The 26826-nt window shown below is 69.4% G+C and carries 23 protein-coding genes and 2 pseudogenes; 18 read left to right on the top strand and 7 right to left on the bottom strand.

Going from position 1 to position 26826, the window contains the following annotated elements:
* Position 1: 1 nt before the first annotated feature.
* From tssM to J2850_RS07065, 6 genes are all read left to right on the top strand, one after another.
* Positions 2-3706, top strand: a complete 3705-nt coding sequence (gene tssM / locus J2850_RS07040) for a type VI secretion system membrane subunit TssM (RefSeq protein ID WP_209980152.1) — start codon at positions 2-4, stop codon at positions 3704-3706.
* Positions 3688-5700 (top strand): serine/threonine-protein kinase, encoded by a 2013-nt coding sequence (locus tag J2850_RS07045; protein WP_209980153.1) that lies wholly within the window; start codon positions 3688-3690, stop codon positions 5698-5700. The genes tssM and J2850_RS07045 overlap by 19 nt, the downstream gene beginning before the upstream one ends.
* A gap of 69 nt (positions 5701-5769) precedes the next feature.
* The gene (locus J2850_RS07050) at positions 5770-6189 is read left to right on the top strand and encodes an ATP-binding protein (protein ID WP_209980154.1); all 420 of its coding nucleotides are present in this window, start codon (positions 5770-5772) and stop codon (positions 6187-6189) included.
* Between the two features lie 571 nt (positions 6190-6760).
* A complete protein-coding gene (locus J2850_RS07055) occupies positions 6761-7063 on the top strand; it encodes a YciI-like protein (RefSeq protein WP_209980155.1) in 303 nt (100 codons plus the stop codon).
* Between the two features lie 140 nt (positions 7064-7203).
* Positions 7204-8265, top strand: coding sequence for an aldo/keto reductase (locus tag J2850_RS07060; RefSeq protein WP_209980156.1), 1062 nt, complete (start codon positions 7204-7206; stop codon positions 8263-8265).
* Positions 8266-8800: 535 nt separating this feature from the next.
* The gene (locus J2850_RS07065) at positions 8801-8986 is read left to right on the top strand and encodes a hypothetical protein (protein ID WP_209980157.1); all 186 of its coding nucleotides are present in this window, start codon (positions 8801-8803) and stop codon (positions 8984-8986) included.
* 165 nt (positions 8987-9151) lie between these two features.
* On the opposite strand, the gene J2850_RS07070 is transcribed toward J2850_RS07065, so the two are convergent.
* Positions 9152-9682: a helix-turn-helix domain-containing protein gene (locus J2850_RS07070; protein WP_307354014.1), complete on the bottom strand. Its 531-nt coding sequence runs from the start codon at positions 9680-9682 to the stop codon at positions 9152-9154.
* Between the two features lie 52 nt (positions 9683-9734).
* Here J2850_RS07070 and J2850_RS07075 point away from each other — a divergent pair, with 52 nt between their 5' ends.
* Entirely contained in the window at positions 9735-10652 is a 918-nt protein-coding gene (locus J2850_RS07075) for a DMT family transporter (RefSeq protein ID WP_209980159.1), read from the top strand.
* A gap of 9 nt (positions 10653-10661) precedes the next feature.
* On the opposite strand, the gene J2850_RS07080 is transcribed toward J2850_RS07075, so the two are convergent.
* Positions 10662-10844, bottom strand: coding sequence for a hypothetical protein (locus J2850_RS07080; RefSeq protein WP_209980160.1), 183 nt, complete (start codon positions 10842-10844; stop codon positions 10662-10664).
* Positions 10845-11117: 273 nt separating this feature from the next.
* On the opposite strand from J2850_RS07080, the gene J2850_RS07085 reads away from it, so the two are divergent.
* From J2850_RS07085 to J2850_RS32040, 3 genes and pseudogenes are all read left to right on the top strand, one after another.
* On the top strand, positions 11118-11519 hold the full coding sequence (locus J2850_RS07085; protein ID WP_209980161.1) for an RcnB family protein: 402 nt from the start codon (positions 11118-11120) through the stop codon (positions 11517-11519).
* A gap of 157 nt (positions 11520-11676) precedes the next feature.
* A pseudogene (locus J2850_RS07090) lies at positions 11677-11892 on the top strand (helix-turn-helix domain-containing protein); the annotation flags it as partial.
* 1 nt (position 11893) lies between these two features.
* Positions 11894-12025 carry a hypothetical protein gene (locus tag J2850_RS32040; protein WP_281414957.1) on the top strand — a complete coding sequence of 44 codons (132 nt, stop codon included), beginning with the start codon at positions 11894-11896 and terminating at the stop codon, positions 12023-12025.
* A gap of 9 nt (positions 12026-12034) precedes the next feature.
* Here the strand turns inward: J2850_RS32040 and J2850_RS07095 are convergent, their stop codons facing one another.
* Complete coding sequence (locus tag J2850_RS07095; protein WP_209980162.1) at positions 12035-12892, bottom strand: LysR family transcriptional regulator; 858 nt, start codon at positions 12890-12892, stop codon at positions 12035-12037.
* A 104-nt stretch (positions 12893-12996) separates the two neighbouring features.
* Here J2850_RS07095 and J2850_RS07100 point away from each other — a divergent pair, with 104 nt between their 5' ends.
* Positions 12997-13389 carry a tautomerase family protein gene (locus tag J2850_RS07100; RefSeq protein WP_209980163.1) on the top strand — a complete coding sequence of 131 codons (393 nt, stop codon included), beginning with the start codon at positions 12997-12999 and terminating at the stop codon, positions 13387-13389.
* Positions 13390-13508: 119 nt separating this feature from the next.
* On the opposite strand, the gene J2850_RS07105 is transcribed toward J2850_RS07100, so the two are convergent.
* Both J2850_RS07105 and J2850_RS07110 read right to left on the bottom strand, forming a co-directional pair.
* The gene (locus J2850_RS07105; protein ID WP_307354010.1) at positions 13509-15338 is read right to left on the bottom strand and encodes a response regulator; all 1830 of its coding nucleotides are present in this window, start codon (positions 15336-15338) and stop codon (positions 13509-13511) included.
* Between the two features lie 136 nt (positions 15339-15474).
* On the bottom strand, positions 15475-18078 hold the full coding sequence (locus J2850_RS07110; RefSeq protein WP_307354009.1) for a PAS domain-containing hybrid sensor histidine kinase/response regulator: 2604 nt from the start codon (positions 18076-18078) through the stop codon (positions 15475-15477).
* Positions 18079-18576: 498 nt separating this feature from the next.
* Between J2850_RS07110 and J2850_RS32305 the strand changes: the two are divergent.
* Positions 18577-18690 (top strand): annotated as a pseudogene (locus J2850_RS32305) (hypothetical protein); the annotation flags it as partial.
* 180 nt (positions 18691-18870) lie between these two features.
* Here J2850_RS32305 and J2850_RS07120 read toward each other — a convergent pair.
* Both J2850_RS07120 and ndk read right to left on the bottom strand, forming a co-directional pair.
* Positions 18871-19377 (bottom strand): hypothetical protein, encoded by a 507-nt coding sequence (locus tag J2850_RS07120; protein WP_209980164.1) that lies wholly within the window; start codon positions 19375-19377, stop codon positions 18871-18873.
* Positions 19378-19558: 181 nt separating this feature from the next.
* Positions 19559-19981 (bottom strand): nucleoside-diphosphate kinase, encoded by a 423-nt coding sequence (gene ndk / locus J2850_RS07125; protein ID WP_014197473.1) that lies wholly within the window; start codon positions 19979-19981, stop codon positions 19559-19561.
* A 560-nt stretch (positions 19982-20541) separates the two neighbouring features.
* On the opposite strand from ndk, the gene J2850_RS07130 reads away from it, so the two are divergent.
* The 6 genes from J2850_RS07130 to J2850_RS07155 all read left to right on the top strand — a co-directional run bounded on the left by J2850_RS07130 (position 20542) and on the right by J2850_RS07155 (position 26825).
* Positions 20542-22437, top strand: a complete 1896-nt coding sequence (locus tag J2850_RS07130; RefSeq protein WP_209980165.1) for an ABC-F family ATP-binding cassette domain-containing protein — start codon at positions 20542-20544, stop codon at positions 22435-22437.
* Positions 22438-22472: 35 nt separating this feature from the next.
* Positions 22473-23135: an exopolysaccharide biosynthesis protein gene (locus J2850_RS07135; protein ID WP_246512860.1), complete on the top strand. Its 663-nt coding sequence runs from the start codon at positions 22473-22475 to the stop codon at positions 23133-23135.
* A gap of 56 nt (positions 23136-23191) precedes the next feature.
* Complete coding sequence (locus J2850_RS07140) at positions 23192-23584, top strand: VOC family protein (protein WP_209980166.1); 393 nt, start codon at positions 23192-23194, stop codon at positions 23582-23584.
* A gap of 85 nt (positions 23585-23669) precedes the next feature.
* Positions 23670-24464, top strand: coding sequence for a YdcF family protein (locus J2850_RS07145; RefSeq protein WP_209980167.1), 795 nt, complete (start codon positions 23670-23672; stop codon positions 24462-24464).
* Between the two features lie 126 nt (positions 24465-24590).
* Complete coding sequence (locus tag J2850_RS07150) at positions 24591-25568, top strand: septal ring lytic transglycosylase RlpA family protein (protein WP_209980168.1); 978 nt, start codon at positions 24591-24593, stop codon at positions 25566-25568.
* Positions 25569-25634: 66 nt separating this feature from the next.
* A complete protein-coding gene (locus J2850_RS07155; RefSeq protein WP_209980169.1) occupies positions 25635-26825 on the top strand; it encodes a D-alanyl-D-alanine carboxypeptidase family protein in 1191 nt (396 codons plus the stop codon).
* Position 26826 lies beyond the last annotated feature (1 nt).

Here is a 26826-nt window from a genome sequence, read left to right on the forward strand (position 1 = left end):
GATGCTGAAGACGATCCTGTCCGCCCTGATCTCCCGCTGGTTCCTGACGCTGGTCGCGGCACTCTGCCTGGCGGCGGCGGTGTGGTTCCTCGGACCGCTGGTCGCCGTCTCCGGCAGCTTCCCGCTGGCCGATGCCACGGTCCGGCTGACTGTGGCCTTCGGCATCCTGCTGGTGTGGGCGCTGGCGATGCAGTGGTCGCTCTACCGCCACCGCAGCGCCAACGACCGCATGGTGAAGGCGCTGGCCGGCAAGCCCGCCGCCCAGACAGGCGCCCAGACAGGCGCCCAGACAGGCGCCCGGGCGGCCGACCCCGACGCCGAGGCGGTCGGGCAGGAAACCGACCTGCTGCGCGGCCGGCTGCGCGACGCGCTCGACCAGTTGCGCAAGGCGCGCTTCGGGCGCGGCGGCCCGTTCGGCGGCCGGCGCTACCTCTACCAGCTTCCCTGGTACCTGATGATCGGCGCGCCGGGGGCCGGCAAGACGACGGCGCTGGTCAATTCCGGCCTGCGCTTCCCGCTGGCGGCGGAGATGGGCCGAGCCGCCCTGCGCGACGTCGGCGGCACCCGCAACTGCGACTGGTGGTTCACCGACGAGGCGGTGCTGATCGACACCGCCGGCCGCTACATCACCCAGGACAGCCGGCCGGCCGTCGACGGCAAGGTGTGGTCGTCCTTCATCGGCCTGCTGAAGCGCCACCGCCCGCGCCAGCCGGTCAACGGCATCCTGCTGGCCGTCAGCCTCTCCGACCTCGCGGTGTGGAGCGAGGCCGAGCGCCGCGCCCACGCCGAGCAGCTCAAGCTGCGGCTGAAGGAGCTGCGGGGACAGGTCGGCTCGCGCGTGCCGGTCTATGTCCTGCTGACCAAGGCCGACCTGATCGCCGGCTTCGCCGAGTTCTTCGACGACCTCAGCCGCGAGGAGCGCGAGCAGGTCTGGGGCATCACCTTCCCGCTCGACGACGGCGCTTCCCGGGACGGGAAGCCGGCGGACGAGGCGCCGGTCTACCGGTTCGACGCCGAGTTCGACGCGCTGACCGTCCGCATCGCGCGCCGCGTCCTCGACCGCGTCCACGGCGAGTCCGACCTCCAGCGCCGGTCGCTGGACGCGCTGTTCCCGGCGCAGATGGCGGCGCTGAAGCCGGCGATCGCCGACCTGCTGCTGGTGATCTTCGAGCCCAACCGTTACGAGGAACGCCCGCTGCTGCGCGGCGTCTACATGACCAGCGGCACCCAGGACGGCCAGCCGGTCGACCGGCTGGCCGAGGTCGTCGCCGGTTCCTTCGGGCTGGAGCGGCAGGTGCTGCCGGCCGGAAGCGGCGGGCGCAGCTTCTTCATCAACCGCACGCTGCGCGACGTGGTGTTCGCCGAGGCCGGGCTGGTCGGCACCGATTCCGGACAGGAGCGGCGGCGGCGCCTGCTGCGCGGCGGGGCGATGCTGGCGATGCTGCTCGCCGGTTTGGCGCTGGCCGCCTTCTGGGCCAACAGCTTCACCCAGAACACCGCGCTGGTCGCCGGGGTCGACGCCGCCGCCGCCCGGGCCGCGGCCGAGCTGGAGCCGCTGGCGGCCAAGCCGCGCTCGCTGGTGCGGATCGACGACACCGACTTCATCACCATCGTGCCGCCGCTGAACACCCTGCGCGCCATTCCCGCCGGCTGGCAGGATCCGCCGCCGCTGGAGATGACCGGCGGCCTCTACCAGGGCGGCCGGCTCGCCCGCCAGAGCGACGGCATCTATGGCCGGGCGCTGCGCAGCGTGCTGCTGCCGCGCGTCTTCCTGCGGGTGGAGGAACAGCTCCGCCGCGAGCGCGGCCGGCCGGAATACCTGTTCCAGGCGCTGAAGGTCTACCTGATGCTGGCCGGCAAGGGGCCGCTCGACAAGGCGCTGGTCGCCGACTGGATGACGGTCGACTGGATGGCCTCGCTGCCCGGCCCGGCCTACGAGACGGTGCGGCGCGACCTGCGCAGCCACCTGGATGCGCTGCTTGCCGCCCCCTTCTCGCCGCTGCCGCCGGACGAGGCGCTGGTGGAGGAGGCCCGGCAGGGCCTGACCCGCTACCCTCTCGCCGAGCGCGGCTTCGCCATCCTGCGCGACCGGCCGGAGATCCAGTCCCTGCCGGACTGGAAGCTGGTCGACAATGCCGGCCCGCTCGCCGGGCGCGTGCTGATCCGCCCGTCGGGCAAGCCGCTGTCCGAGGGACTCCCCGGCCTCTACACCTATGACGGCTTCCACAAGGCGGTGCTGCCGGCCCTGCCGAAGGTCGCCAAGGCCCTGGTCGACGAGAACTGGGTGCTGGGCCAGCCGAGCAGCGGGCCGCAGGCGGTCGCCGGGGCGAAGACGCTGGAGAAGGGCATCCTCGCCGTCTATTTCGACCGCTACGCCCGCCAGTGGGACGAGCTGCTGGGCGACGTGGTGATCGTGCCGCTGCGCAGCCTCAACCAGGCCGCCGACGTGCTCAACACCCTGTCCGGACCGCAGTCGCCGCTGAAGCTGTGGCTGACCGCCATGGTGCGGGAGACGACGCTCGTTCCTGGCCCGAACGACAGGCCGGGCGCGGACGGGAAAGTCCCGGTCGCCGGCGGGCCGCTGGCCGGCGTCGCCCAGCAGGCGCAGGCGGCGGAGAAGGCGGCCGAGTCCACCGGGGCCAACACCGCCTATCTCGCCCGCCTCGCCGGGGTGCCGCTGCAACCGGACGGACCGCCGCCGGGCCAGCCGATCAACGACCACTTCAAGCCGCTGCGCGACCTGGTCCAGGGCGACGGCGGGGCGCCGCCCAAGCTCGACGACGCGCTGAAGCTGCTGGGCGAGCTGTACCAGCAGATCGCCCGCGCCGCCAACGCGCCGGACCAGAACGGCGCCCTGCTGGCCGGCCTGACCGCCGCCGGCGACAAGGGGGCGGTGGCGGCGCAGTTGCGCACCCTCGCCCGCGACCTGCCCGATCCGGTCGGCGGCATGGTCGCCACCGTGGCGCAGAGTTCGGCCACCGTCAGCGCCGGCGGGGCACGCGCGCAGATCAACAAGGCGTGGCAGTCCACGGTGCTGCCCTTCTGCCGGGCGGCGCTCGACAACCGCTTCCCGATGGTCGCCGCCAGCCCGGTCGACGTCACCACCGCCGATTTCGCCAAGCTGTTCGCGCCCGGCGGCATGATCGACCAGTTCTTCAACACCAACCTGCGCCCCTTCGTCGACATGACGGTCAGCCCCTGGGCCTGGCAGAAGGTCGACCAGGTCGACCTCGGCATCCCGCCGGCCGTGCTGGACCAGTTCGAGCGGGCCTCGCGCATCCGCGACAGCCTGTTCCCCGCCGGCGCGACCACCGCCAAGGTGGTGTTCGAGATCACGCCGGTCGAGCTGGACGCCAAGGCGACGCAGGTGGCGCTCGACATCGACGGCCAGACGCTGATCTATCAGCACGGCCCGCCGCGCCCGCAGGTGATGAAGTGGCCGGGGGCGGAAGGCAGCAGCAGCGTGCGCCTCGGCTTCGGCCCGCCGCTGCCGGGGGAGCCGGCCGGCATCTCGCGCCAGGGTCCCTGGTCCCTATTCCACTTCCTCGCCGACGGCAGGCTGGAGTCGACGCCGCAGCCCGACCGCTTCACCTTCGCGGTGACGGTGGGCACCCGCAAGGCGGTCTTCGCGCTGCGCGCCGACAGCGTCAACAACCCGTTCGGCAAAAACCTGCTGGAGACCTTCCGATGCCCGACGGCTCTGTAGCCCCGACGCTGCCCGGCCCGATCGGCCCCTTCCGGGTCGAAGGCGTCCTCGGCCACGGTGCGATGAGCGTGGTCTATCACGCCGTCGATGGCCGCAGCGGCGCCGAGGTGGCGCTGAAGCTGCTGCGCAGCGAGCTTCTGGCGGCGGCGGAACGCAACGCCGTGCTCGCCCGCTTCGGTCGGGAGGCGGAGATCGGCCTGAAGCTCGAACACCCCAACATCGTGCGGGTCCACGACTACGGCGTTCAGGACCCGGCCCGCGGCGGCGCCCCCTACCTCGCCATGGAGCTGGTGCGCGGCCGTGAGCTCAAGCACTACCTGGAAGCCGGTGATCCCCTGCCGACGCAGCAGGCCGGCGCGCTGATGCTGGGGGTGCTGGACGCGCTGGGCTTCGCCCACGCCCGCAACGTCATCCACCGCGACATCAAGCCCGCCAACATCGTGGTGCAGGACGACCTGACGCCGAAGCTCGCCGATTTCGGCATCGCCCAGGTGTCCTCCTCCGACCTGACCCAGGCCGGCGACCTGCTCGGCACCCCCGCCTACATGGCGCCGGAGGTGCTGCGCGGCGAGAAGGCGGATGCCCGCAGCGACCTGTTCTCCGCCGGGGTGGTCCTCTACTACCTGCTGGCGCAGCGGCGCCCCTTCTCCGGCTCGGTCGCCACGGTGATGCAGCAGATCCTGTTCGTGGAGCCGCCGCCGCCCTCCCGCGGCAATCCCGACCTGCCGCCGCCCTTCGACACCGTGATCCTGAAGGCCCTGGCCAAGGCGCCGGCCGACCGCTACGCCAGCGCCGGCGAATTCGCCGACGCGCTGCGCCGCGCCCTGGCGGTCGCCGGCACCATGCGGGCCGCCGCACCGTCGGCCGACCTCACCTGGTTCGCCGCCGAGGCGCCGGGCACCCCGGCGCTCGACCGCAACGCCCTGTCGGTGGCGCTTGAGGCGGCATTGCAGGCCATCCCCGGCCAGCCGGTGGACGAGCGCCGCCTCGCCGAACTTCTGGGCATGCTGAAGGACTGGCAGGCCGGAACCGGCGGCGACCTCCAGCGCTGGCAGTCGGTGATCCTCGGCGCCGGCATCGAGCCGCTGGCCGCGCTGATCGTCGCCGCCACGCCGGCACCGCGGGCCGTCCCCTCGACGCAGCGGCGGGACTGGATGCCGCTGGTCCGCCTGTTCGCCGCGCTGAACCGCGAACTGGCCGGCACGCCGGCGGCCGAGCGCGCCAGGATGTCGGCCGCACGCATCGCCTTCGACCTGTCCGGCCGCTTCTTCCTCTATTCCGGCGAGCTGAACCGCGTGCTGATGGACGGCGACAACCCGGACATCCAGATGCTGTCGCTCGACTTCCTGCGGCTGGAGATCCTGCAGCACGCGCTGGAGGAGCTGGGGGCCGAGGCGGAACTGGCGCAGAGCCGCAACGCCATGCTGATGTTCGCGGTGCAGGTCATCCGCAAGGTGACGCAGATCCTGCGGGCCTGCACCGACGGCAACGACGGGCTGGCCCGCTTCGGCGTCGCCATCATCCTCGCCAACATCGAGGAGCTGATCGTGATGGCGCAGCGCCTGTTCGAGACCGGCGGACAGGCCACCGGCGGGCTGCCGCAGGACGCCGTGTCCGACTTCATCGCCGCCGCCGGCCGCTTCGCCACCCTGTCGGTGGAGGAACTGCGCGGAGAGGTGTCCCGCGGTGCCGACAACGCCGGCACCGCCGAGAGCTTCGCCGCGCGCCTGCGCGGCGTCGGGCAGCTCTACCTGTTCGCGACGCGGCTGACCGCACCCGACTGCGCGCCGCTGATGCACAGCCTGTCGACCATGCTCTACGGCCTCGTCGCCGGGCTGACCGGCGACCTCGGCAACGCGCCGGTCGGCGACACCGGCGCCAGGACGCGGCTGGTTGCCCTCGCCGACATGGCGAGCGGGCTCGGCTGGAGCGAGGTGGAGCGGATCGCCGTGAGCGCGCTCCGCCGCTGGGCGGTCGCGGGGGTCGCGGCCTGAGCGCCGCATCGGGAGCCGATCAACCGGGGTGGAGGGCGTCGGCGCATGGGGGAGCGGATGGACGATACCGTGACGAACCGCCTGGACATGGTCCTGCGCAACGACCTTGCCGAACTGGAACGGCTGGCGGCGGCGGTCGATGAGTTCATCGAGCGCAACGACCTGCCTCCCGCGCTGGGCTTCTCCTTCAACCTCTGCTTCGACGAACTGATCACCAACACCGTCTCCTACGGCTATCACGACGGGACGCCGCACGAAATCCGGGTCCGGCTGGAGGCAGCCGGCAACGAACTGCGGGCCGAACTGGTGGACGACGGCGCCGCCTTCGATCCCTTCGCCGACGCGCCGCCGCCGGACCTGACCAGCGACATCGACGAGCGACGGGTGGGCGGCCTCGGCGTTTTCCTGGTCAAGCAGACGATGGACCGCACCGCCTACCGGCGGGAGGGCGACCGCAACATCGTCCTGCTGGCCAAGACGCTGGGGTGAACGGCCGGCGACACGGCGCCTGCATCCCCAGTCCCCCAATGGCCTCCCCTTTCGCCTCTCCTTTCGTTTCCCCCGGGGCCTCCGCCTGCAGGGCGCGATAAGCCCGATATTGTCCGCGCTCGGCGGACAATTCGGCGCGCGCTGCAACGCCAACGATGTGCGATGGTGGCCTCGCCCGCCTGGCGGAGGAGACGTTCGGGGTTGGTCGAGGCCTGAAGGGGCGATGGGCCGGCAATGGCTGTCGAACGCGCCCGGCACCGTCACCATTCGCCATCCACCGGTCGGGTGAGCGTCGCCGGGCGGCCCACCTCCTCGCCCGATCCGGCCTGCCTGGAGCGCCGACCGCCTCCGGCGATGCATCGGCACGGACGCGGTCCCGACGGTCCGGAGGCATCGGTGGTCGAAGCGGCTTCTTCGTCAGGGCCGCCGCCCCTCGGACCCCCTCGGACTCCTCGGACCCCCGCGGAGCCGACGTTGCCCGACCGCCCCGGCATCGCAACGGCCGACGAGGGTCGGATGGCGGGACATCTCCCCTTCTGTTTGACGGGATTGAGAACGAAGGATCGCCACCATGAAGCACTACCTTCTTTTTCTTGATTTCAGCGACAGCTATGAAGCGCGCAGGCCCGAGTTCCGCACGGAACACCTTGAGAAGGCCTGGGCTGCCGTCGAGCGCGGCGAACTCATCCTTGCCGGCGCTCTCACTGATCCCCTCGACACGGGCGTCATCCTCTTCAAAGGGGAGAGCGCCGCGGTCGTGGAGAAATTCGTGAAGGACGACCCCTACGTGAACAACGGGCTCGTCCGGAGCTGGCGTATCCGCGAATGGGCCACCGTCGTCGGCAACGATGCGTCGGCGATCCTGCGGCCCTGAGCGATTGGCGCAGGCGCCCGCAAGGCCGGCCGGCCTCTCCCCGGCATCAACCGGCGCGGAGCCGACGCCTTCGGCCCGACGCCTTCGGTCCGACGGGGCCGTCGCGTCGCCGGGGGCGATTTGGTCATCAGGAGATTTGGATGAAGTACAAGACTTTGGGAAACACCGGGCTTCTGGTTTCGCAACTCTGCCTCGGGACCATGACGTTCAGCGACGGCACCGGCGTTTACCAGCACATCGGCGACCTGGACCAATCGGGTGCCGATGAGCTGGTCAAGGCCGGCATCGACGCCGGCATCAACTTCTTCGACACGGCGGACGTCTATTCCGCCGGTGCAAGCGAGCGAACGCTCGGCCAGTCGATCAGGAACCTGGGGCTGTCCCGGACCGGGATCGTTCTGGCGACGAAGGTCTATAGCCGGACCGGCATGGGTCGGAACGATGTCGGCGCATCGCGTGGCCATATCATGGACGCCGTCGAGGGGAGCCTGCGGCGCCTCCAGACCGACCACATCGATCTGTATCAGATCCACGCCACCGACACCGTGACGCCGGTCGAGGAGACGCTGCGCGCGCTCGACGATCTGGTCCGGCAGGGCAAGGTCCGGTACGTCGGCGTGTCCAATTGGCAGGCATGGCGGATCGCAACGGCGCTGGGCATCTCGACGCGCCTCAATCTCGAACGGTTCAGCACGCTGCAGGCCTATTATTCGATCGCCGGGCGCGACCTGGAACGTGAACTGAAGCCTTTGCTCGAAGCCGAGAAGTTGGGCCTGCTCGTCTGGAGCCCGCTCGCCGGCGGCCTGCTGTCCGGCAGATTCAGCCGCGGGAACCAGTCGCCGGAGGGGTCGCGCCGATCCTCGTTCGACTTCCCGGTCGTCGACAAGGAGCGCGCCTGGAACGTGATCGACGTGCTGAAGCCGATCGCCGAGGCCCATGGCTGCAGCCCGGCCCGCATTGCGCTGGCGTGGCTGCTGGCGAAACCCGTCGTCACCTCGGTGATCGTCGGCGCAAAGCGGCTCAGCCAGTTGGAGGACAATATCGCCGCGGTCGAGGTGGTCCTGAGCGACGATGAGATCGCCAAGCTCGACGCCGTCAGCGAGTTGCAGCCGGAGTATCCCGGTTGGATGCTCGCCACCCAGGGCGCCGACCGGATGGGGCCGGTCGACCTGTGGGCCGGGAAGACGACCCCCACATCGTAACGGGCGGGAGGGAGGTGCCGCCGTCGCCGCCTCCCTCCCCGCCGTCCAGGGCGGGCAAAGCCGGATCAAGTCAAGCCGATCAAGTCAAGCCGGACCAAGCCAGCCAGATGTCCCCCACTCCGACGCCGCGCCGGGGCAATGACCGCGATCTTCGGCAACCTGGGTTTGCAACCCGCCGGCTGCGGTCGGCACGGTCCTGGACCACGGCCGCCCGCGATGCGCTGCAACCTGTGAATGATCGCGGACCAGCGCCCAGGCAAAACGGCTCCGGCACTGTGGACATCGTTTCGCGGCAGACGAGGAGCAGATCGTCCGAGGATCGAATCATGTATTGGTTGTCCGGAACTCCGGCCGGTGCCTCCCCATGACAGGACAGCAAAGCTGTGCGCATCAGCTTGCAGCAATCCGTCACGTGACAAGCGGAGTGGTTCGTAGCAAAATTGCGGGAGTTCTCATCCAGGATGGATTAAGCCTTTCCAGCCGGCCGTCCTGTGGAGCAGCATAGGAATACGCTAACGTGTGGAGTCGACGCATCATGACCGGGACGCAGTGCCAGCAGGCACGTCTGCGGCTTGGCTGGTCGACACGGATGCTGGCGAGCAAGGCCGGCGTTCCGTGGTACGCCGTGATGAACCTCGATTACGGGACCGGCGAAGTCGATCCCACCATCGTCGATGCGTTGGCTCGCGCTTTCCGCCAAGCCGGCGTCGACCTGCGCTGAACCAAGGGCCGCCCACCCGCGCCACGGTTTCCCCCTTTCTTCCGCAGGTACACCGTGGGCTTTGCCGCTGCGTTGCGGTGACTGCGGAAATCTCCCTTCGGCCATCTTCCGGGACCTGACAGCGATGCGCCCGGGTCGAGGGCGTTCTTCCACCTGCCCCTGCCGTCAGCAGACGACGTTGCGGATGAACAGCGTCACCATGTCGGCGGCGTTGACGTAGGCATAGGGCTGGGAACTGCCGTAAATGGCGAAATCGCCGGCCTTCACCAACCGTTCGCCTTCGGCAAGTTCGATGCGCAGGCACCCCTGCATTACGAACACCATTTCCGACCAGCCCTCCGGATCCGGCTCGGCGGCATAGCGCTCCCCGGGTCCCAGCGACCAGTGCCAAAGCTGGGCCTCGCTGCGTGCCGGAACGCTGCCGAGCAGCACCGCCTTGCTTTCCGCGCCGTGCCCGCGCCAAGCCACGGCCTCGATCCGCCGCGATTCGGCGGCGGGATCGCTGACCACCTCGACGAAGGTCGCTCCCAGCGCTTCGGCAAGCCGGTCGAGACTCGACAGGCTGACATTGGTGTCGCCGGCTTCGAGATTGACGATCATGCGCCGGCTGATCCCCGAGGCGTCGGCCAACGCCGCCTGGCTCAGGCCGGCTCTCTGCCGCAGGCGGCGCAGGTTCGCGCCGACATGGGCGAGCACGTCCCGTCTTTGGGGTTGATTGTGCACTATATTGCCCTTATGCATGTGCACTATGCTGCACAACACCCCCATAGCTAACCATTCCGGTGCCTTGCTGTCACGGCAAGAGTTGGCCCTGATCGGCGTGACGATGCTGTGGGGGACGACCTTCCTCATCGTCCAGAACGCGGTGGCCTACAGCGGCCCGCTGTTCTTCGTGGGCATCCGCTTCCTCATCGCCGGGGCGCTGTCGATCCTCTTCTTCCGCCGCGCGATGGCCGGGCTGACCAGGGCCGAGCTCGGTGCCGGCACCGCGATCGGTGCCGCCATCTTCCTCAGCTACTCGCTTCAGACCTGGGGGCTGCAATCGATCAGCAGCAGCATGTCCGCCTTCCTGACGGCGCTGTATGTGCCGATGGTGCCGCTGCTGCAATGGCTGGTGCTGAGGCGCCCGCCCCGCCTGATGAGCTGGATCGGCATCGTCCTGGCCTTCGCCGGGCTGATGCTGCTCGCCGGCCCGGACACCGGCGCGGGGACCTTCGGCCCGGGCGAGGTCGCCACGCTGTTTTGCGCACTGGCGACCGCAGGCGAGATCATCCTCATCGGCCACTTCGCCAGGCATGTGGACAGCCGGCGCGTCACCGCCGTCCAGCTTGTCGCCGCCGGCCTCCTGTCGCTGGTCTTCATGCCGGTGATGGGTGAGACGTTCCCCGCCTTCTCCTGGGTGTGGCTGCTCACCGCAATCGGGCTCGGCCTCATGAGCTGCATGATCCAGTTGACGATGAACTGGGCGCAGAAATCGATTTCCCCGACACGGGCGACCATCATTTACGCCGGCGAGCCGGTGTGGGGCGGCATCGCCGGGCGCATCGCCGGCGAACGCCTGCCCGCCCTCGCGCTCGCGGGCGCGGCGTTCATCGTCGTCGGGGTGCTGGTGAGTGAATTGAGGCCGCCGCTTCGGCGCAAGCGGTGTGCCGAAGCCGGCGGCTGAGGCGGTCCCTCACTTCTTCTTCCCAGCCTTGCCCTTCTCCGCGGGACGGTCGATGTGCTTGGCCGATTCGGTGTCGGGCGTGATCGGCTTGCCGGTGTCGGACACCGCTTCCGCCGCCTTCAGGGGATCGGCGATGTCGCGGTCGGGCTCGACGCTGAGCGCCTTGCCGTCCTCGGTCGTCGGGTCTGCCATGGTGCTCCTCCTTCATGAAAGGACCTCTGCACCACAACAGGCGGCGGGCCCCGGCGTCGCGGTCGGCGATTGCGGACATCGGACTGCGGACTGCGGCGCCGTCGCCGCCGGATACAGTCCGTTACCAAAAACCCGGCCGGCCGAGACGCGCCCGAAACAATGCCGCAATGGCGGGACCGCATGCTTGGGCCATAGGCAGCCTCTGGCCGGAGCGCCGGCGGCAGAAAACCCACCGTCAAAGCCCACCGCCCGAAACCGCCAAGGATCACGCTCATGAGACAGCCGCTGCTTGCCCTGGCCGCCGCCATCATCGCCGTCACCGCGGTGGTCGGCAGCCCCGCCATGGCCCAGCACTGGCACTCCGGCCGCGACGACCATCGGGGGCCGGACCGCGAATGGAACGATCATGGCGCCCGCGGCCGTGGTCCCGACCTGCCGGCCGCGGTGCGCCGCCCGGCACCTCCTCCCGGACCGCCGGCGGCTCATGGATGGCATGCGGGCGACCGCCTGGCGCCGAAATGGCGCGACACGCGGTACGTCATCGCCCGGCCGGTGACGTTCCACCTGCACCGGCCGCCGCCGGGCCACCGGTGGGTCCGCGTCGGCCATGATGCCCTGCTGGTCGCTTCCACCTCCGGGCTCGTGGTGGAGATCAGGCCCGGCCTGTTCCGCTAGAGTGTGATCGTTTCAAGCGGTATCGCTTGAAACGCGACTCACACGGAAAACCAAAAGCTTGGAGTCCATCTGGTGCTTCAATAAGCACCGGATGGACTCTGGTGCACCGACGCAAACAGAGGCTTCACAAGGGGCTTGGACGTGCGTGTCCGGCGGCATGGCCCGGATCGTCGGCATCATCGCCGGACCGGGGGACCACACGCGTTTGGCTGCGGTCGTCGGTGACCGGAACCGCCCGCAGAAGCATGTGAAGCGGGCGAGTATCATTCTGCTCGCGGCCGAGCGACTGCCCGTGCTGGAGCTGGCCGGTCGGGCCGGCGTCGGTCGCCCGGCGGTCTGGCGGTGGCAGGTGCGCTACGCCGAACAGGGCTTGGGTGCCTGACCTGCAGGACGCCGTCGTCCGCCACATCCGCGTGCACACCAAGACGTCCAAGCCCTTCGTCTGGACCAAGTCCGCTGATGCGATCGTCGCCAAGCTGAGCCGGTTGCCTGCACCCTCCGAATGAGCCAGTGCCCTACGCGAAATGCGTTGCCAGCATCCTCCGCACCTCACCTACCAGTGTGGCCTCGCCGGGGCGGGGCGGGAGCAGGCTGAACTCCACCTCCGGCAATGGCGGTAGAGTCTGCGCCAATCGGAACGTCCCCACATCGTCCGGCACCGCAGACATGTTCAGGCAGGAAATGCCAAGCCCCGCTACGAGCGCGGATTGAAGCCCCGCCACACCCGAGGCGGAATGGGCGACGACATAGGGTACACCATGCGCTTCCAGAAGCTTCCGCACGAAGCGCTGCAAGGAACAGTCCTGAGGGAGCCCGAGCAACGGGAGAGGTGCCCGGGGTTCGAACTCGAACTCGTGTCCGGCTACCCAGGCCAGAGCCTCACGTCGAACCGGGATGCCTTCCGGTAGAGTGCGCCCGTCGAGAATGCGCATGGACAATCCAATGTCGAAATCGCCACCCTGCGCCTCTCGTTCGATCAGAAGGCTTTTGCGGATTGTGACGTGCAGTCGGAGCTTCGGGTAATGCACTCGCAACCGCTTCAGCATCTCCGCGATCGCGTTGGGACGGAAGTAGTCCGTGACGGCCAGGTGCAACTCTCCAGCCAGGCCCATGCCCCGCATGTCCTCAAGGGCCCGATCGCTCGCAGCCAGCATCTCCCGAGCGTGGGCGATCAGGCGCTCCCCGGCCGGCGTCGGCCTCACGCCCTTCTTGCCCCTTTGCAGCAGAACGACCCCGGCAAACTCTTCCAGCCTCTGAAGCTGCTCGCTGATCGCCGATTGCGAGCGGAACAGCCTCGGCACTGCGGCGGACAGGCTACCCGCTTCCGCCACGGTCACAAGTGTCCGCAACTGCCCAAGATCAAACGGCTGCATCCTATCATCCCAATTTTCCGATAGATGCTATCGTACCTTCCGGCTTCCCCGATGCAAGCCCCGGTACCATCCTGGCGCCCGCACCAACCTTGCTGGAGGAAGCCATGCCCGGGATTAATCTCACACTCTCCGGCGAGTCGGATGCGGGACTTGCCAACCGCATCGTTCCAGAACTCACTGCCCTGACCAGCGCAGTTCTGGAAAAGCTCCCTGAACTGACCATGGTAATGGTTCGGTTTATACCGCACGAATTGTGGTTCATCGACAGTCGCTCACTCGTGGAGCACGGCCGAAATTCGTTCCGCCTCGAAATCACGATTACGGACGAGACCTGCTCCAAGGCGCAGAAAGCCCGATATCAGCGAGAAGCCTTCGATCTTCTCTCCACTCTCATTGGCAACGTTCATCCACATTCGAACGTACATATCGTCGATTGCCGAGCCGGTGCCTACGGCTACGGGGGAGTGACGCAGGAATACAAGTATCAGCACACCTGAAACGTGGGCAGCGGGACGCCGACCATCGCGCCGTCTCGGCTCGGCTGCTGACGGACCCTAGGCTTTTGGTTTTCCGTGCGAGTCATGTTTCAAGCGGTACCGCTTGAAAGGATCACACTCTAGGCGCCCTGGTCGCCGCCGCCCTTCTGCGCCAGGACCAGCAGCACCTTCTCCTCCAACTGGTCCGGCGTGAAGGGCTTGGCGATATAGCCGCTCACATGGTGGGCCAGCGCCCGCTTCACCGCCTCCAGGGTGGCGAGCGCCGTCACCATCAGGAAGGGCAGGTCGCCGCGGGCCTCGCGGACATGCTTCAGCAGGTCCAGGCCGTTGAGCCGCGGCATCATCCAGTCGCAGATGATCAGGTCCCAGCCGGCGGGATCGGCCTCGAAGCGCTCCAGCGCCTGCTGCCCGTCGGCTGCCGTTTCGACCGTGCCGACGCCGAGTTCCTGAAGCACCGAGGCGACGAAGGCGCGCGGCCCCTCCTCGTCATCGACGACCAGCACCCTCTGGGCGGCGAGGTCGATGAAGGGAACGCCGACCTGGCCCAGCGACTGGCGCAGCCACTTGGTCCGCACCGCCCGCTCGTTCGGGCTCGGTGCGTTCAGCACGACATGGCGCACGAAGCGGGGACGATGGCAATGGCGGTACAGCACGCGCGCGACGGCCAGCCTGCTCTTGCCGGCGCAGAAGGCACCCTCGCCCGCCAGGCGGACGATGTCGAGGACGGCGTTGGCCGGCACGTCGTCCTTGGCCTGGATCAGCGGCGTCAGCACCCTCTGGGTGCGCAGGAAGGCGTTCTGGATATCGTCGACCTGTCCGGCCAGGGATTCACGCTCATCTTCGGGAAAGCCGCTCGCCAGCACCAGCCGCTGAACGTCGGCCAGCCCCTTCAGCTTCTCGTTCCGGTCCTTCCAGCAGTCGAGCAGGCGGCCGGCGAAATCACGGCCTCCGAAAAAGCTCTTCAGGTAGTCGGCGACCGCCTTCGCCGCCGTCGGCGACAGCGGCATCTTCTGCAGGATGAAGAGGATGCGCAGCTTCTGTGCGAAATCGCGCCCGCGGGTGATCTCCGGAACGGTGTCCTCGTTGACCAGCAGTGCGGTGCGGCGCTGCAACGCCGCTTCCGTCCGGGCGCCGCCGACATAGCCGCCGTCACGCTCCCTCAGCCGTCCCGACAGGTCGCTCAGCGCCATGATCTCGCGCTGGACCGCCTCGATCCCGAACATGTCGCCGGCGCTGGCGATGGTGAAGCAGGCAGGTTTCGCCATCTCCCGGCGGAAGGCCGCGGCCAGCGCCTCCCGCAGTCCCGGCATCGGGATGCGGCGCATCAGCATGTCCAGCCGCTGGAAGACCGGCGGCGCCTCCTCCGGCATCGGACGGTCGGCGGCGATCAGCGTCACGATCAGGTCGATCAGCAGGGTGAAGGGGGCGTCGCGCGCGCAGGACGCAGTGCCGGCATCGCTGGTCATGATCTCGCCCAGCAGGCGCTCCAGGGGGGCCAGCGCGTCGGGATGCTCCGTCGTCTCGGCCAGCGCCAGCAGCGCGTCCGCCTTGTCGGCGAAGCTGCGGCCGGCCACGATGTGCTGGGTGACGGCGGCATCCAGCAGGAAGCGGCCGACAAAGCCGCCTTGCGACAGCAGCTCCGCCGCGACGCCGGGATACCCGTCGGCCAGGAACTCCGGCGGCGGATTCTCCTTCAGCCGCTCGCGGGTCAGGCGCGCGGTCTCGTTCACCAGCGGCGTCAGCGCACCCTTGCGCTCCATCACGCGCTCGGCCTGCGTCAGGATGGCGACGAAGGTGGCCGTGTTGGACAGCGAGGTCTGGTGGCGCGGGTGGTGCAGCAGCTCGGTCGCCGTCAGCGCGTTCTCGTCGAGGAAGCGGCGGCAGAAGCGCCCGACCCCGTCCCGTCCGGCCGGTGCATAGAGGTCGGCGGGCTCCCTGCAGACGGGCACCGCCGGGCCGTCCGCCTCATCCGGCGCGGCGGATTGCGGCGCTGTGGATTGCGGCGCTGCGGAGTGTGGCGCATCCGCCCCCCGGTTCGCCGCCCCCCGGTTCGGGTCCTCGTGCCGGCTGTCCTCCATCACGTCGTCACTCGGCCAGCAGGTCGCGCAACGCCTGGAGCAGCCGCTCCGGCGCCACCGGCTTCATCACGATCTGCCGGCCGGCCGGCCCGGTCAGCCCGGACGCCGTCTCCCGCGAGGCGTAACCGGTCAGGAAGAGGATGCGCAGCATCGGGTTGCGTTCCTCCAGCGCCCGGGCGAGGTCGGGGCCGTTCATCCGCGGCATCGACACGTCGCTGACCACCGCATCGAACAGGCCGCCGGCCTCGTCGAACCGCTCCAGCGCCTCCAGGCCGTCGGCGGCCTCGGTGACGGTGCAGCCGGCCTCCTCCAGGGTCAGGCGCAGGTAACGGCGCACGGAATCCTCGTCCTCGACCAGCAGGATGGCCGCCCCCTCTCCTTCGTCGACGACCAGCGGGTCGAAGCCGACCGGCGCCGCGGGCGGCTCGACGGCCGGCAGGTAGAGGGCGAAGGTCGCACCCCGCTCCCCCTCGCCCTCCAGTTCGATCGCACCACCGGACTGCTGCGCCGTGCCGTAGACCATCCACAGCCCGAGCCCGGTGCCCTTGCCGGGCTCCTTGGTGGTGAAGAACGGCTCCCAGATACGGTCGCGGATCGCCGCCGGCACGCCCGTTCCCTCGTCCGACACGCGGATCACCACGTAGCGGCCCGGCTTGAGGCCGCGATGGCGGGCGAAGAACGCGGCGTCCGGCACCTCGACGGCCAGGGCGATGGTCAGGCTTCCGCCGTCGGGCATGGCGTCGCGGGCGTTCAGCGCCAGGTTCAGCAGCGCCTGGTTCAGGGTGACCGGATTGACCAGCGCATGCGCCGCCCCGCAGGTCGCCTCGTCGGAAGCGTCGATCACCACGTCGATGCCGGCGCTGAGCAGCGGCTTCAGGAAAACGCGCAGGTCCCGCACCAGCGGCGCCACCGCCACCACCTCGCGCTCCTCGGCCACCCGCCGGTGGGAGAAGTCGAGCAGTTGCCCGGTCAGCGCGGCTGCCCGCTCGGACGCCTTGGCGATCTCCTGCACGCAGGTCAGCACGCGGTCCGCATCGGCGGGATTGCGCTCCGCCAGACGGGCGAAGCCGCCGATGGCCGTCAGCATGTTGTTGAACTCATGCGCGATGCCGCCGGCCATGCGGCCGACCGCCTCCATCTTCTGGGCGCGCTGCAGTTCCCCCTCCACCCGGCGGCGGTCGGTGACGTCGTTCAGCACCAGCAGCACCGCGGGTTCGCCGTGGAACATGGCGGGCGTGGCGCCGACCTCGAGCTGGCGGCGCTCGCCGGACGGGCGGAGCGCCGCGCACTCCAGCCGCGACACCCCGCGATCCGCCACCCCGGCCAGCATCGCTTCCAGCGCCGCCCCGTCGTCGAGGAAACCCGCAAGGGCCGCTCCCTCCAGGCCCGCTCCCTCCCCTCCCTCCTGTCCGACGCCGAGGATCATCGCGGCGGCGCTGTTGGCGAAGCGGATGGCGGCACGGTCCCAGATGACGATGCCGTAGGGTGCGAGCTCCACCAGTTGGCGATAGCGCCGCTCGCTCTCCTGCAGCGCGGTGACGGTCCGTTCCAGCCGGGCCGTCTGGCCGGCCAGCTCCTCCTCCCGCCGTTTCAGTTCGGTGATGTCCATCAGCAGCTTCACCACGCCGCCGGCACCCGTGGCGTGTTCGCTGATGCGGTACCAGCGGCCGTCGGACAGCCGGCCGTCGACCGGCGTGGAATGCTGGAGATGGCGGGTCAGCCGCTGTTCGACCCAGGCGCCGATGTCGCCTTCGCCCCCGTAGCCGCCACGCTCGGCCGCAGCCCGCAGGATGTCGGCGAAGCTGCGGCCCGGCGTCAACTGGTCGGCGATGGTGGGATAGGCCTGCCGGTAGCGCTCGTTGCACATCAGCAGGCGGCCGTCGGCGCTGAACAGCACGAACCCTTCGGAGATGCTGTCGATGGCGTCGTGCACCACCGCCTGCATGAAACGCGCCTCGACCAGCGCCTGCGTCTCGGCGGTGGCATCGACGCCGCACCCCCGGTAGCCGCGGAACGCCCCGTCGTCGCCGAACACCGGAACGGCGCTCACCCTGAAGACGAGACTGCGACCGTCCCGCCCCGTGAAGCCGACCTCCAGGTCGCGGAAGGGGCGCCCGGCCTCGATGTCCCGGCGGTACTCGCCCCAGTTCGCCTCCGCCCCGGCCAGCGCGCCGAGGGCGAGCAGCGAATCGCCGAACACACTGCGCGGATCGCCGCCGAGGATGTCGCCCAGCCGCTTCGAAACATAGAGGTACCGGTGATCGGAATCGGTTTCCCAGAACCAGTCCGACGAGGCGGCGATGAAGTCGCGGCTGCGGGCCTGCAGGGCGGCAAGCCCGTCCTCCGCCCGGCGCAGCTCGTCGCGGGAAGAGGCGAGCGACGCGGCGGCTCGGCGGTCCCGCCATGCGCTCCACAGCGCGAGCCCGCCCACCGCGGCCAGGGTCCCGGTGACGATCCCTCCCGTCAGGCCGGCGGCCGCCATGACCACGGCCGAGCCGATCCCCACCGCCCCCCCGACCAGGCCCGGAAGGCCGGCAGGAAGCGTCGGCCGGCGGACGGGCGCGGATGGTCCGGCAACAGCGGCGGTCTCATCGGCGTTCGAAACGTCCACGGGGCCTCCGTCCGGTCGGAAGGTCGGCGGTCCGCAAAGGGATCGCCCGACGTCATTCGTGATAAATGCCCATGAGTTAACGACAAGTTTCGACACAAAGAATTCGTGATCGCTTCCGGTCCCGGCGACGTCCGGCTTATAGAAAGAGTAGCGCGAAATCGGGAACCGGGATCGATTCGCCTCCCGCCGGCGACACATCCTTTCACATCAGACGCAAGGATAAGTGGCGATGAAAAGCACGTCACGCCCTCGTTCTGCTTGCGACCGGATTTCCACACCTTCGTACGATGCGACAAAACCCCGCAGCATTGTTTTCCGGCAAAGACGGTGGAGCGGAAGATCCGCCGGATTCCCCGGTTCGTATGGAGGACCGGACCAAGGGGAGACTGCCGGAATGTCCGGGGCGACCATCTTCACATGGCGTGACATGCCGCCGGACACCGGGCCGTTGTCGAACGGCGCCTGACCGGCGGCACGGGAGCCTCGCTGAAACAGCCTGTGGTCAGGGCGGGGACGACCGCCACACGCCACAGCCATCCCTTCGAGCAGTTCGTCATCGTCGCCGAAGGTGCCGCGCGGCTGGAGTGCGCGGGCGGCCCGGTCGAGCTGCGGCCGGGAATGGTTCGACCCGGGTGCCTGGCACAGCGCCGAGTTCATCGAGGATACGGTGCTGATCGAGGTGAATGTCGCTCCCGCACCCCCATCCGCGTCACGCGGGTAGGGAGGGTCGGGGGCGGCGGTCGCCCGGACCGTGGCGGGCGCCACCGCGTCCCGACCCTGCCTGCCGGCTTGTCAGACGCCGATGTCGATGTCGATCTCGCCGTCGTCCTCCGGGGCGCGGCCGAGCAGCAGGTCGGCGGCGTCGAGCGTCAGCGCCTCGACCTCCTCGTTGCGATCCTCGTCGGGCAGGCGCAGGGCATGCATGACCTGGGTCGCCAGATGGATCAGCATCGCGCGCACGCAGTCGTCCTCGGGATAGTCGAGGGCGACGACATCCTTCAGGAAGGCGCCGAGCTGGTCCGGCGCGTTCCAGGGATGGGCGATGACGGTGTCGAAGCCGCTGGTGCCGAGGAACACCGCGTTCAGCGCGGTCGCCTGCCGGTTGATGCCGTCCACCGCCTCGTCCTGGTCGAGCCGGCCATGCAGCACTTCGGTGAAGGCCGCCAGCGCCTGGTCGATGAAGCCGCGGACCAGCAGGCGAACGACGCCCTCGTCGGACAGGTCGTTGCGCGCCCGGGTCAGCTCCGGCAGCGGTTGCAGCAGCGCCGCGATGATCGGCTTTGCGGATTGCGATTCCATCGCGGGAACTCCTCGCGGTGATCGGCTCCGGCGGGTCGGACGGGGACGCCGGAGCAAATGGTTTGAAAGGCTTATGCGATCCGATAGTGCCAGAGCCGGATGCAAAACGCAAAAAGGGCCGCTCCGGTGGGGGAGCGGCCCTTTTTGCGGGGTGCGCGGGCGCGAACGCCCGCGCCGCGCCTCAGCCCACCAGCTCGATGCCGGCGAAGAAGAAGGCGATCTCCTGGGCGGCGGTCTCCGGAGCGTCGGAGCCGTGCACCGAGTTGGCCTCGATCGACTCGGCGAACTCCTTGCGGATGGTGCCCTCGGCGGCGTTGGCCGGATTGGTGGCGCCCATGATCTCGCGGTTGCGGGCGATGGCGTTCTCGCCTTCCAGGACCTGCAGGACCACCGGGCCGGAGATCATGAAGGACACCAGGTCGTTGAAGAAGGGGCGCTCGCGGTGCACGCCGTAGAACTGCTCGGCCTGGGCCTTCGAAAGCTGGACGCGCTTCTGCGCGACGATGCGCAGGCCGCCGTCCTCGAACTTGGCGTTGATCTTGCCGGTCAGGTTGCGGCGGGTGGCATCGGGCTTGATGATCGAGAGGGTCCGTTCGACGGCCATCGTGGTGACTCCTGCAAAGGGGCTTTTCGCCGATTAAAAGCGTGCAGGCGCCACCGGAAGGACCGGGGCGCCGGATGGGGCGCTTTATAGAGACGCTTTCACGGCCCGGCAAGCCGTTCCTTGCCCGCCCGCCCGGCTGGCCGCGCCGAAGCCGGCCCGGCGGGTTGCGGCGGATTTTCCCGCTGGTGCTGACCGGCTCCGGGCATCGGTGATAGAATCAGGCGATGCGGAGAACGACCGAGGCCGAACGTCCCCGACCCATTCAGCGGAGCGCCCGGCATGCGCGGGGCCGCGCCTTGGAACGGTGGAACAGGCCGCGGAAACTGTTCCATACTGTTTCAAATGTTCAATCCGCGGCGGCCGGGCGCCCCGAAATCCGGCCTCCCGCCCGTTCCGATGACCTGCCGATGGAGCGGGCGCTCACGGCCGCGGCCGGCCTTCTCCGCCCCGGCACGGGCGCCGCGGGCCGGCGCACCTCCGGTTCGGCACGGGACAAAGCCGTGCCATCGGCCGGCCGCCGCTTCAAATCCGCGGATCCCCATGCTACATCCTCGACCGCTATGCTGCACATCAACGACCTGACCTTCCGCTTCGGCGGCCGAGTGTTGTTCGACCATGCGACGGCCGTGGTGCCCAAGGGGCACCGGGTGGCGCTGGTGGGCCGCAACGGCACCGGGAAATCGACCCTGCTGAAGCTGATCTCGGGCCAGCTCCAGACCGATGCGGGCGCCATCACCCTGCCGTCCGGCATGCGGATGGGCATGGTGGCGCAGGAGGCGCCGTCCGGGCCGGTCACGCTGATCGACGCCGTGCTCGCCGCCGACACCGAGCGCACCGCCCTGCTGGCGGAGGCCGAGACGGCGACCGATCCCATGCGCATCGGCGAAATCCACGCCCGCCTCGCCGACATCGAGGCCCACTCCGCCCCGTCGCGCGCCGCCCAGGTGCTGTCGGGCCTGGGCTTCGACGCCGACGCCCAGCACCGTCCCTGCTCCGACTTCTCCGGCGGCTGGCGGATGCGCGTGGCGCTGGCCGGCGTGCTGTTCTCGCGTCCCGACCTGCTGCTGCTGGACGAGCCGACCAACCACCTCGACCTTGAGGCGACGATCTGGCTCGAGGGCTACCTGAAGAACTACCCGCACACCATCCTGCTGGTCAGCCACGACCGCGAGCTGCTGAACGCGGTGCCGACCACCACGATCCACATCGACCAGGGCAAGCTCGTCACCTACAGCGGCAACTACGACCAGTTCCTGGCCCAGCGCCGCGCCAACCAGGAGCGGCTGGCCTCGATGGCCGCCAAGCAGGAGGCGCGCCGCAAGCACATGATGTCCTACGTCGACCGTTTCCGCTTCAAGGCCAGCAAGGCCCGGCAGGCGCAGAGCCGCCTGAAGCTGCTGGAGAGGATGGAGACGATCACGCTGATGGAGGACGATCCCGAGGTCGTCTTCAACTTCCCCCATCCGGACGAGCTGGCGCCGCCGCTGATCGCGCTGGAAGGGGTGAGCATCGGCTACGGCGACAAGGTCATCCTGCGCCGCGTCACGCTGCGCATCGACATGGAGGACCGCATCGCCCTGCTGGGTGCCAACGGCAACGGCAAGTCGACGCTGGTCAAGCTGCTGGCCGGCCGGCTGGCCCCGATGGCCGGCGAGATGCACCGCTCGCCCAAGCTGCGCATCGGCTATTTCGCCCAGCACCAGTCGGAAGAGCTCGACCTGTCGCTGACGCCGATCCAGCAGACCCAGCGCATCATGCCGCTGGCGCTGGAAGAGAAGGTGCGGGCCCATCTCGGCCGCTTCGGCTTCCCGCAGGCCAAGGCGGAGACGAAGATCGCCAACCTGTCGGGCGGCGAGAAGGCGCGGCTGCTGCTGGCCCTGATGAGCCGGGAAGTCCCGCACATCCTGATGCTCGACGAGCCGACCAACCATCTCGACATCGACAGCCGCGAGGCGCTGATCGAGGCGATCAACGACTTCCCCGGCGCGGTGATCGTCATCAGCCACGACCCGCACCTGATCGAGCTGACCGCCGACCGCCTGCTGCTGGTCGGCGACGGCACGGTGCAGGCCTATGACGGCGACCTGGAGGACTACCGGCGCTACCTGCTCGACCGCGCCAAGGCCGAGCGGGCGGTGGCCAAGGGCGCGGCCGACCGCGAGGCCGGCCCCAACAAGAAGGACCAGCGCCGCGCCGCCGCCGAGGCGCGCACGGCACTCGCCCCGCTGAAGCGCAAGGCCACCGACGCCGAGACGCTGGTGAACAAGCTCAGCGAGGAGAAGCGCAAGATCGAGGTGAAGATGGCCGACCCCACCCTCTACACCGGCCCCTCGGACAAGCTGACCAAGCTGCAGATCGAGCTGGGCACCGTCGAAAAGAAGCTGTCGACGGCGGAGGAAACCTGGCTGGAGGCGCTCGAAGCCTACGAGAGCGCGGCGGCGGAGGCCGGCGTTTGAGCGGCGCCCGCTACGACGCGTCGGAGGATCCCTCCATGGACCACTCCATGAAGGGGCGCGCCACCACCCTGCCCGCCACCTGCGGGGGCGGCGAGGAGGAACGGACCTCCGACGTGCTGGCGCGCTTCCGGGCCAACCTGCCGGAGGGCCGGGTGTCGCTGGGCGACCTGATCGGGGCGCTGGGCGACCGCTCGCTCGGCACCATCCTGCTGGCGCTGGCGCTGCCGACCATCGCCCCGGTGCCGCTCGGCGTCTCCTGCCTGTTCGACCTGCCGATCGTCCTCTACACCGCCCAGCTCGCCTTCGGCCGGCGCGGCGGCCGGCTTCCCGACTGGCTGCTGAAGCGCTCCATCGGCCGCGGGCTGGCGGCCCGCACGCTGGACGCCGCCATGCCGCGGCTGGTGTGGATCGAGCGCATGCTGAAGCCGCGCGCCCACCGGCTGGCCCACATCGACCAGGAACGCTGGTTCGGCCTGCTGCTGCTGCTGCTGACGCTGACCTGCATCGTGCCGCTGCCGCTCACCGGCTGGCTCCCCGGCTTCGCGCTGGTGCTGATCTCGCTCGGCCTGATCGAGCGCGACGGCCGCGCCATCGGCATCGGGCTCGGGCTGACGGTGGCGGCGCTGGTGTTTTTCACGCTGGTGGCCAGCAGCCTGTCATACGCCGGTCACCGAATTCTGGCAGCTACGCTGCAGTAGGGCGGCGCCGTCGGCGGACCGCCCCGATCGTCCGGCCCGATCCGCAGGGAGATCCCATGAAATTCGGCTACACGATCCTCTATGTTCCCGACGTCGCGGCGTCGCTGGCCTTCTTCGAGAAGGCGTTCGGCCTGACGCGCCGCTTCTTCGCCGACACGGGCGATTACGGCGAACTGGAGACCGGCGCCACCACGCTGTCCTTCGCCAGCCAGGATCTGGCGCTGTCGCACCATGCCGCCGGCTACGTGTTCGCCAGCGGCAGCGACAAGCCTTTGGGGGTGGAGATCGCCCTGGTGGCCGAGGATGTGGAGGCGGCCCATGCCGTGGCCCTGGCCGCCGGCGCCACCGAGCTCGCGCCACCGAAGGCCATGCCGTGGGGACAGACGGTGTCCTTCATCCGCTGCCCTGACGGCACGCTGGTGGAGCTCTGCACGCCGGTCGGCGGCTGACACCACCCGATGGCCGGCGCGGTTGCCCGCTACCGCCCGCCCCGCTTATGCTTGCCCCACTCCTTCCATCACAGCGGGTCCGCCGGTGCTGTCGTTCATCCTGTCGAAGCTGTTGTGGGGCATCGTGGCGCCCGGCAACGCCCTGGTGCTGGCGGTGTCCTTGGGAATGCTGCTGTTGTGGACGCGGCGCTGGCAGCGGGCGGGGCGGCGGCTGATCACCGTGGCGGCGGTGCTGCTCCTGCTGGTCACCTACAGCGGCCTCGGCGCCCTTGTGGCGGTGCCGCTGGAGAACCGCTTCCCGCGGAGCGAGCCGGAAGGGCGCATCGACGGCATCATCATGCTGGGCGGCGCGGTCAACCCGCCGATCACCGCCGACCGCGGCGACCCGTCCGTCAACGAGGCGGCGGAGCGGGTGCTGGCCTTCGCCGACCTGGTCCGCCGCCACCCCGAGGCCAAGGCCGTCTTCACCGGCGGCTCCGGCCGGCTGCTGGGCCAGGAGTTCAAGGAGGACGTCTCCGCCCGTGCGGCGCTGCTGCAGGCCGGCATCCCGGAAGACCGCGTGACCTACGAGGCGGAATCGCGCAACACCTGGGAAAACGCCGTCTTGAGCAAGGATCTGGTGAAGCCGGCGCCAGGGGAACGCTGGCTGCTCGTCACCTCGGCCATGCACATGCCGCGGTCCGTCGGCATCTTCCGCCAGGTGGACTGGCCGGTCATTCCCTATCCGGTGGACTACCGCACCCGGCACGACGCCAAGCCCTACCTGCGGTTCGAGTTCGACCAGAACCTGATCATCCTCGACGACGCCGTGCGGGAATGGCTTGGGCTGGCGGCCTACCGCCTGATGGGCCGGACCGACGCGTTCCTTCCGGCGCCCTGACCGTCCCGCCCGGCCTGCTGTGTCATCGTGAATCGGGCTTGCTCGCGGCCATTGGCGCAGCGGTGACACTCCGCTAGAGTGCCGCCGCCCCGAGGATTCGAGGCGGAGGAATAAGGGGTTCGGCGGATGCGTCGCTGGCGCGGTGTGGGCAGGATGGTCGTGCTGGTCGGCGTGGCGACGCTCGCCGGCTGCGCGTCGAAGCCGGCCGACACCGGCTCCGGCCTGCCGACCAGCGGCATCTACAAGGTCGGCAAGCCCTACCAGATCAACGGCGTCTGGTACTATCCCAAGGAAGATTACGACTACGACGAGACGGGCATCGCCTCGTGGTACGGGCCGGGCTTTCATGAGAAGACCACCGCCAACGGCGAGATCTACGACCAGAACGAGCTGACCGCCGCCCACAAGACCCTGCCGATGCCGAGCCTGGTGCGCGTCACCAACCTCGACAACGGGCGCTCCATCGTGGTGCGCATCAACGACCGAGGTCCCTACGCCAACGGGCGCATCATCGACATGTCCCGCCGCGGCGCCCAGTTGCTGGGGTACGAAGGCCCTGGAACCGCGAAGGTCCGCGTGCAGGTCCTGGCCGAGGAAAGCCGCGCAATCGCCGCCGCCGCCCGCCAGGGCACCCCGGCGCCGATGCTGGCGGAACTGGACGGGCCGCCGCCGAAGGCGGCGCCGCGCGGCCGGATCGAGGTCACCGGATCCGCCGGGCCGGTCACCACGCTGGCGGCCGACACCTATCCCGCCACGGGCCGCGCATCCATCGTCGGCAGCCCGGTGCCGCCGCCCGCCACCGTCGCCGGCAGCATGTCGGACGGGCGCTTCGTTCCCGCCCCGGTGGTGGCGCAGCTTCCAGTGAAGGCGCGCGAGGCCATCTACGTGCAGGTCGGCGCCTTCGGCAGCGAGGAGAATGTGGCCAAGGCCCGCGCCCGCCTGAGCTCGATCGGCCAGCCGGCCAGCGTCACCCGCACCCGGTCGGGCGGCCTGACGCTCCAGCGTGTCCGGGTCGGTCCGGTCGACAGCGTCGAACGTGCCGACTCCCTGCTCAACCAGATCATTCAGGCCGGCCTTACGGAGGCCAAAATCGTGGTGGATTGATCCCGCCGCCCACCCGACCGCTTCGGTGAAGCGCCTGTGACAGAGTGCCCTTGGAGGATTGCTGACATGAACCCTGTTGTCGTCCGCTTTTGCGCCGTCTTCGGCCGTTCCGCCGCCGTCGCGGCCGGAATCGCAATGGCCGGAGCCACGATAGCCGCCGGTTCCACCGCCACGACGGTCCAGGCCGCGACCATCGACACCATCGCCAAGCAGGCGATCCTGGTCGACCTCACCTCGAACACGGTGCTGTTCGAGAAGAATGCCGACGAGCGCATGGCGCCTTCGTCGATGAGCAAGATCATGACCGCCTACCTGACCTTCGAGGCGATCAAGGCCGGCCGCCTGACCCTGGAGAGCACCCTGCCGGTCAGCGAGCGCGCGTGGCGGATGCAAGGCTCCAAGATGTTCGTGGAGCTGCACAACAACATCAAGGTGGATGATCTCATCAAGGGCATGATCATCCAGTCGGGCAACGACGCCTGCATCGTGCTCGCCGAAGGGCTCGCCGGGTCCGAGGGCTCCTTCGCCGAACAGGCGAACCGCAAGGGGCGCGAGCTGGGGCTGAAGGGCAGCAACTTCGTCAACTCCACCGGCTGGCCCGACCCCAACCACTACATGACCGCCCGTGACCTCTCGATCCTGGCCGAACACCTGATCAAGGACTACCCCGAGTACTACCACTACTATTCGATCCGGGAGTTCAAGTACCACGGAATCAACCAGGGCAACCGCAACCCCCTGCTCTATCGCGGCATGGACGTCGACGGCATGAAGACCGGCCACACCGACGCCGGCGGCTATGGCCTGACGGCGTCCGGCGAGCGCGAGGGACGCCGGCTCCTGCTGGTGGTCAACGGTCTGCCCAGCATGCAGTCGCGCGCCGACGAATCGGCCCGCCTGATCGAATGGGGCTTCCGCGAGTTCGCCTCCTACACGCTCTACAAGGGCGGCGAGGCGATCGAGCAGGTGCCGGTCTGGCTCGGCGAGCAGGAGACGGTGCCCGTCACCGTCCCGCAGAATCTGAGCGTCACGATGGCGCGGGCCGACCGTGCCGGCATGAAGGTGTCGCTGGTCACCAACAGCCCGGTCGCCGCTCCGCTCAAGAAGGGCGACGTGGTCGGCAAGATCGTGATCTCCGCCCCCGGCTTCCCGGGCAAGGAGGTGCCGGTGGTCGCCGCCCAGGACGTGCCGAAGGCGGGCTTCGTCGGCCGGGCCTTCGCCGCCGCCAAGTATCTCGTGTTCGGCAACAGCCTTTGAC

Source organism: Azospirillum picis (assembly GCF_017876115.1).
In the GTDB taxonomy this organism is placed as follows: Bacteria; Pseudomonadota; Alphaproteobacteria; order Azospirillales; family Azospirillaceae; genus Azospirillum; species Azospirillum picis.

Excerpts from the sequence above, each read along its gene's own strand:
- J2850_RS07085 (WP_209980161.1), top strand. The coding sequence starts at position 11,118 with ATGAGACAGCCGCTGCTTGCCCTGGCCGCCGCCATCATCGCCGTCACC.
- J2850_RS07140 (WP_209980166.1), top strand. The coding sequence starts at position 23,192 with ATGAAATTCGGCTACACGATCCTCTATGTTCCCGACGTCGCGGCGTCG.
- J2850_RS07155 (WP_209980169.1), top strand. The coding sequence starts at position 25,635 with ATGAACCCTGTTGTCGTCCGCTTTTGCGCCGTCTTCGGCCGTTCCGCC.
- J2850_RS07095 (WP_209980162.1), bottom strand. The coding sequence starts at position 12,892 with ATGCAGCCGTTTGATCTTGGGCAGTTGCGGACACTTGTGACCGTGGCG.
- tssM (WP_209980152.1), top strand. The coding sequence starts at position 2 with ATGCTGAAGACGATCCTGTCCGCCCTGATCTCCCGCTGGTTCCTGACG.
- J2850_RS07075 (WP_209980159.1), top strand. The coding sequence starts at position 9,735 with ATGCTGCACAACACCCCCATAGCTAACCATTCCGGTGCCTTGCTGTCA.
- J2850_RS07055 (WP_209980155.1), top strand. The coding sequence starts at position 6,761 with ATGAAGCACTACCTTCTTTTTCTTGATTTCAGCGACAGCTATGAAGCG.
- ndk (WP_014197473.1), bottom strand. The coding sequence starts at position 19,981 with ATGGCCGTCGAACGGACCCTCTCGATCATCAAGCCCGATGCCACCCGC.
- J2850_RS07135 (WP_246512860.1), top strand. The coding sequence starts at position 22,473 with ATGGACCACTCCATGAAGGGGCGCGCCACCACCCTGCCCGCCACCTGC.
- J2850_RS07045 (WP_209980153.1), top strand. The coding sequence starts at position 3,688 with ATGCCCGACGGCTCTGTAGCCCCGACGCTGCCCGGCCCGATCGGCCCC.
- J2850_RS07130 (WP_209980165.1), top strand. The coding sequence starts at position 20,542 with ATGCTGCACATCAACGACCTGACCTTCCGCTTCGGCGGCCGAGTGTTG.
- J2850_RS07150 (WP_209980168.1), top strand. The coding sequence starts at position 24,591 with ATGCGTCGCTGGCGCGGTGTGGGCAGGATGGTCGTGCTGGTCGGCGTG.
- J2850_RS07100 (WP_209980163.1), top strand. The coding sequence starts at position 12,997 with ATGCCCGGGATTAATCTCACACTCTCCGGCGAGTCGGATGCGGGACTT.
- J2850_RS07065 (WP_209980157.1), top strand. The coding sequence starts at position 8,801 with ATGACCGGGACGCAGTGCCAGCAGGCACGTCTGCGGCTTGGCTGGTCG.
- J2850_RS07060 (WP_209980156.1), top strand. The coding sequence starts at position 7,204 with ATGAAGTACAAGACTTTGGGAAACACCGGGCTTCTGGTTTCGCAACTC.
- J2850_RS07120 (WP_209980164.1), bottom strand. The coding sequence starts at position 19,377 with ATGGAATCGCAATCCGCAAAGCCGATCATCGCGGCGCTGCTGCAACCG.
- J2850_RS07080 (WP_209980160.1), bottom strand. The coding sequence starts at position 10,844 with ATGGCAGACCCGACGACCGAGGACGGCAAGGCGCTCAGCGTCGAGCCC.